We start from the raw sequence: 4778 nt of genomic DNA, 5'->3' as shown, positions 1-4778 counted from the left end.
TGGCCTGTGTCTCCCGAGCGTGCGAGCATGCTGCAAGGCTGGTTTGCGCGATGATGACGGAGAAAAACCGCGCGCCCACAGAGGGCGAACGGTCCCACGCATGTGACGAGAGGGCGGAAACCATGGCGAGCGGACCGCAGCGTTCGGTCACACCGGGTGCGGAGCCGTTTGAGCGCGACGGTGGTGGTATCGGCGTGCTACTGATCCACGGATTCACAGGCACACCTCACAGCATGCGCCCATGGGGCGAGTTCCTCGCGCAGGCCGGCCTGACAGTGTCCTGTCCGCTGCTGCCGGGCCATGGCACCCGCTGGCAGGACATGAACGCCACAACCTGGCGGGACTGGTTCGGTGCGGCAGACGCCGCGTTCAATCAGCTCCGGGAACGCTGCAAGACCGTTTTTGTCATGGGATTGTCCATGGGCGGAACGCTGGCCCTGCGCCTCGCGGAGGTGCACGGTCCGGCCGTGGCCGGCGCGGTCACGGTCAACCCGAGCCTCGGTACCGACCGGAGAATTTCAACGATCACCCCACTACTCTCCCGGATCATACCTGGCATACCCGGGGTCGGCAGCGACATCAAAGCTCGCGGTGTGCGGGAGATCGCCTACCAGCGGGTGCCGCTGCGGGCCTACGTCTCCCTGACCGACCTGTGGCGGGTGACGGTACCGGACCTGGGACGCGTCGTGTGCCCCGTGCTGACCTTCCGCAGCCGCGTCGACCACGTCGTCGAAGCCTCGTCCGGACGGATCCTGCTGGCCGGCGCGACATCGTGCGACATCTCCGAACGCGTCCTGGAGGACAGCTATCACGTGGCCACGCTGGACAACGACCGCCAGACGATCTTCGACGAAAGTCTCGCGTTCGTCCAGACCCACGCGGTGCTTGAAAGCCGAAGGCTGGACGATCGTGGTGCCGCCGCGCCCGGGGTTCCGCCCGGATCGCTGTCGGGTTGAGCCATGGCTGACATGACGCCCGGCGATCGAAGAGGGCCCGATCATGGCTCGGGCCGGGATCGGGCACCCGAGCATTCCTCGGATGACGGTTGCGCAGCCAAACGGTCCGCAGACGAACACGCAGCCGGCCAGGGACCGGTTGACGAAGGCGCTGACAAAGAATGCGCTGATGACGCGGGATCTACGGGCAGGGCACAAGCCGGGGCCGACGCTGTGGGCAGTCACGCGATGGAGTGGGACACGGCGTTTGCGGCGCTGGTCGCGGGCCTGACCGACGAGGCGGATACCAGCGACTTCCATCAGGCAACAGGCTCCCGCCAGGAGCCGGACCCCTACGATCCCTCTGATCATTACGAGCCACCGCCACCGCCACCGCCACCGCTGCCGCGGATGCGTCCGGTCACCCGGTGGGCGCTGGGCTCCATCGCGCTCGGCGTCGGGATCCTGCTCGCGCCGGTGGTAGCCGGAATCGAGCACGGTACGAGCCATGACATAGCCGGAGTCATGCTTGTGCTGGGCGGAGTCGTCACACTGGTAGCACAGATGGGGGATCGACCGCCCACCGATTCCGACGACGGCGACGACGGTGCGGTCCTCTAGGGGCTGTCCGATGGATATCGGTCGATCGGACAGGCCCTAGTCCCGGATTCGGATGGACAGACCTCGGCGCCAGGGCCAGGTCACGGAAGGGGTGGCTGCGTGCGGTTCCACGAAACGGTCGAGATTCACGGTCACCTGATGGACACCGGAGTTCTCGCTCGGGTACTCGACGATGTCCTGAGCTACGGAGGCGACTACGAGGTCGAGAGCATCGATCTCGGAAAGAGCCACGACGACGAGTCACACGCGAAGATCATCGTTGGTGCGGACTCGGCGAACCTGCTTTCCCGCATTCTCATGCGCATCCAGGTACACGGCGTCAACAGCGTGAGCCCGGGCGAGGCAGTCCTGCGGCCCGCCGACCGCGACGGCGTGTTCCCCTCGGACTTCTACGCGACCACGAACCTGGAGACCATGGTCCGCATCGGCAGCCAGTGGGTGCCGGTGGAACATCCCGAGATGGACTGCGGCCTGGTCGTCGCCGGCGGGCGGGTGCGGACCGTCCCGGTGTCCGAGGTCCGGGCCGGCGACATGATCGTGTGCGGCGTGGCCGGCGTGAAGGCCGTCCTACCGGTCAGCGACCACTCGACGCGGATGTATGGAACCTTCCAGTCCCTGTCATCGTCAACGACACCGATGTCACCACAACGCCAGGCTCTTCTGGTCCGCACGATCGCCCGCCAGATCCGCGAACTCAAGACCGAGGGTTTCTCGGTGCTGTGGGTCACCGGGCCCGCGGTCGTCCAGGCCGGGGCCACTCCCGCCATGGTTGCACTGGTCGAGGCGGGCTATGTGGACGTGCTGTTCTCCGGAAACGCGTTCGCCACCCTCGACATAGAGGCGGCCCTCTACGGAGAGGCGATCGGCAACGAGTCGACCCGCGGCACTGCGGCCGAACGCGGTCACGAACAGCACATCCGGGCGATCAACACGATCCGGCGCGCCGGTTCGATCACCACGGCGGTTGAGGACGGCATCCTCACGGGCGGGATCATGCATGCGATCGTCAAAGCCGACAAGAAGTTCGTCCTGGTCGGCTCGGTCCGCGATGACGGCCCGCTGCCAGACGTCCACACCGATGTGCTGGCCGGGCAGCGCGCAATGCGCGAGGCCCTGCACGGTGTCGGATTCGCGATGATGATCGCCTCGATGCTGCATTCGGTGGCGACCGGTAACATCCTGCCCGCATCCATCCCGGTGGCCTGTGTGGACATTGACCCGGGCAACGTCGCCACCTTGGTCGACCGTGGATTCGCCCAGGCTGTCGGTGTCGTCACCGACACCGGCCTGTTCCTGGAACAGCTGGCCCAGGAACTGGTCGCCGACTACCGTCCCGTCCCGGGGCGCGACCGTTGACGCAGCACGCCCGGACGGCAGTGTGCCTGGACGGTCCCGGCCGCGACCCCGGGTCCGGGTCCGGGTCCGGGGTCTGCGACGACAAACGATCAGGTTCGGGCCAGGTCGGCCGCGCCGATGATCCCAGCCGGCGGCCCGAGCTCCGCCACGACAATTTCCGCCGCAGGCCGGTGTTCGCGACCTGACAGATTGTAGTAAAACTCCGCCCGGGCCGGGCCGAGCAAAAGATCACCCGCTTCAGCCACGCCGCCACCGACGACAAAACGGCTCGGATCAAGGACGCTGGCAAGGCTGGCAAGCCCGCGGCCCAGCCAGCTGCCGACCTCCTCGAAGCACTTCACCGCGAGAGGGTCGCCCTCCCGGGCGGCCTCGGTGATCGTCGGACCGGTGAGACCCGCCATGTCGCCGTCCGCCAGCTCCAACATCCGCCGGCCGGCCGCAGGCGAAGCCATGACCAACTCATGGGCGGTCCGGAGCAGTGCGCGACCACTCCCATACTGCTCGAAGCAGCCCCTGTTCCCGCAGCCGCACGGCTGACCTCCGGGCACGATCTGCATGTGCCCGATCTCCCCACCGATCCCGAAATGTCCCCGGTGCAGCCTGCCGTCGAGCACGATCCCGCCGCCGATGCCCGTTCCCACGGTGACGCACAACAGGTCGTCGTGACCGCGGCCGGCGCCGAACCGGTACTCCCCCCAGGCCATCGCGTTCGCGTCGTTCTCGACGACCACCGGCAGGCCGGTCCGGGCGCTCACATCGTCCCGCAGCGGCTCGTTACGCCACGCGAGGTTCGGCGCGAACAGGATATGTGACCGCTCGCGGTCGATCCAGCCGGCCGCTCCGATGCCGATCGCCTCCAGCGGCCGGGGCGCGACGGCGACCCGCAGTTCATCAACTGCCGCGACGATCGAGTCGACCACCGCGGCCGGCTCCTTGGTGGGGGTCGGCCAGCGGACCGAAGCCAGGATCGCCCCGGTTGCGTCGACGACGCCCGCGGCAACCTTGGTTCCGCCGACATCCACGCCGACCACCAGGCCGGGCTCCGTTCGGTTCTGCCCCGACGTCGTTGCGGCAATCATTCGACATCGATCCTCTGAACGCGCGACCGGGGCCGCGGTCGCTCGGTGGTGCCTGCCTGCCTGTCTGTCCCATCGTGACCGTCGGCGCCTTCGGTGACGTCCGAAACGGGACCGGCGAGGATTGCCCGCAACGCCGCGGTGAGCGACGTCGCGGCGGCGAACAGATGCGCTGTCACCTCCGGACGGCCCGCGGCCAGCATGGCGACGAGCCGACACACCGGACACACCTGGCACGCCGCGATCGAAACCCCACCAGATCGATTGTCCTGATGGCCGTCCGAAGAACCATTATGGGCGCCACTGCCACATCCACTGCCCGCGACACGATCAGACAACGGTTCACCATCGAGCCCCGCCGCCGCTGCGTCAGGATCACTGCCCACACCGGCGGTACCGCCAGTCGCGTCGGTACCGCCGGTCGCGCGGTGGCCGGCGGTACCGTCGTGCAGCGTCGGGTCGACAAGCATGTCCCGCAGGGCAGCGGCCAACAGGGCAGCTTCCCGCGCCAGCGGCCCGGCCATGTTAGGGGTCATACACGTACCCAAAGGTCTGGATTAGGCACAAAGGAGACTATCAGGAGATCGTCTCGCAGTGCCGCGCCGCGCACGTCACACCGGCGCAGCGCTGAGGGCAGGGTGAACAGCCGCCGCTGGGAGCCGACGGACACCATCAGCTCGTCATCCCCGATCCGGGCAAGATTGATCTCGGATCGATCCACGAACGGCAGACTCAGCGAGAGCGCGAAACCGTCACCTGCGCGCTCGACGCGCAGCGGTCCGCCGTCGCC

5 protein-coding genes and 1 pseudogene are annotated in these 4778 nt (G+C 67.8%); 3 read left to right on the top strand and 3 right to left on the bottom strand.

Features of this window, described 5'->3' with window-relative positions; all coding sequences use genetic code 11:
• Positions 1-122: 122 nt before the first annotated feature.
• From U9980_RS09940 to U9980_RS09930, 3 genes are all read left to right on the top strand, one after another.
• On the top strand, positions 123-956 hold the full coding sequence (locus U9980_RS09940) for an alpha/beta hydrolase (RefSeq protein ID WP_322767663.1): 834 nt from the start codon (positions 123-125) through the stop codon (positions 954-956).
• A 228-nt stretch (positions 957-1184) separates the two neighbouring features.
• Positions 1185-1556 (top strand): hypothetical protein, encoded by a 372-nt coding sequence (locus tag U9980_RS09935; protein WP_322767662.1) that lies wholly within the window; start codon positions 1185-1187, stop codon positions 1554-1556.
• A gap of 99 nt (positions 1557-1655) precedes the next feature.
• Positions 1656-2912, top strand: coding sequence for a TIGR00300 family protein (locus U9980_RS09930; RefSeq protein ID WP_322767661.1), 1257 nt, complete (start codon positions 1656-1658; stop codon positions 2910-2912).
• A gap of 89 nt (positions 2913-3001) precedes the next feature.
• On the opposite strand, the gene U9980_RS09925 is transcribed toward U9980_RS09930, so the two are convergent.
• The 3 genes and pseudogenes from U9980_RS09925 to U9980_RS09915 form a co-directional block, all read right to left on the bottom strand.
• Positions 3002-3991: an ROK family glucokinase gene (locus tag U9980_RS09925; protein ID WP_322767660.1), complete on the bottom strand. Its 990-nt coding sequence runs from the start codon at positions 3989-3991 to the stop codon at positions 3002-3004.
• Positions 3988-4524, bottom strand: a complete 537-nt coding sequence (locus U9980_RS09920; protein WP_322767659.1) for a hypothetical protein — start codon at positions 4522-4524, stop codon at positions 3988-3990. Before U9980_RS09920 ends, U9980_RS09925 begins: the two co-directional genes overlap by 4 nt.
• Positions 4521-4778, bottom strand: a pseudogene (locus tag U9980_RS09915) (ArsA family ATPase); the annotation flags it as partial. The gene U9980_RS09920 and the pseudogene U9980_RS09915, both read right to left, overlap by 4 nt.

This window comes from Protofrankia sp. Cr1 (assembly GCF_963555865.1).
Classification (GTDB): Bacteria; Actinomycetota; Actinomycetes; order Frankiales; family Frankiaceae; genus Protofrankia.
Note: the sequence above shows the minus strand (reverse complement) of the source record. Positions and strands in the feature narration are given on the sequence as shown.

What these genes read in the sequence shown, in the direction of transcription:
- U9980_RS09940 (WP_322767663.1), top strand. Translation starts at nt 123, where the DNA reads ATGGCGAGCGGACCGCAGCGTTCGGTCACACCGGGTGCGGAGCCGTTT.
- U9980_RS09935 (WP_322767662.1), top strand. Translation starts at nt 1,185, where the DNA reads ATGGAGTGGGACACGGCGTTTGCGGCGCTGGTCGCGGGCCTGACCGAC.
- U9980_RS09925 (WP_322767660.1), bottom strand. Translation starts at nt 3,991, where the DNA reads ATGATTGCCGCAACGACGTCGGGGCAGAACCGAACGGAGCCCGGCCTG.
- U9980_RS09920 (WP_322767659.1), bottom strand. Translation starts at nt 4,524, where the DNA reads ATGACCCCTAACATGGCCGGGCCGCTGGCGCGGGAAGCTGCCCTGTTG.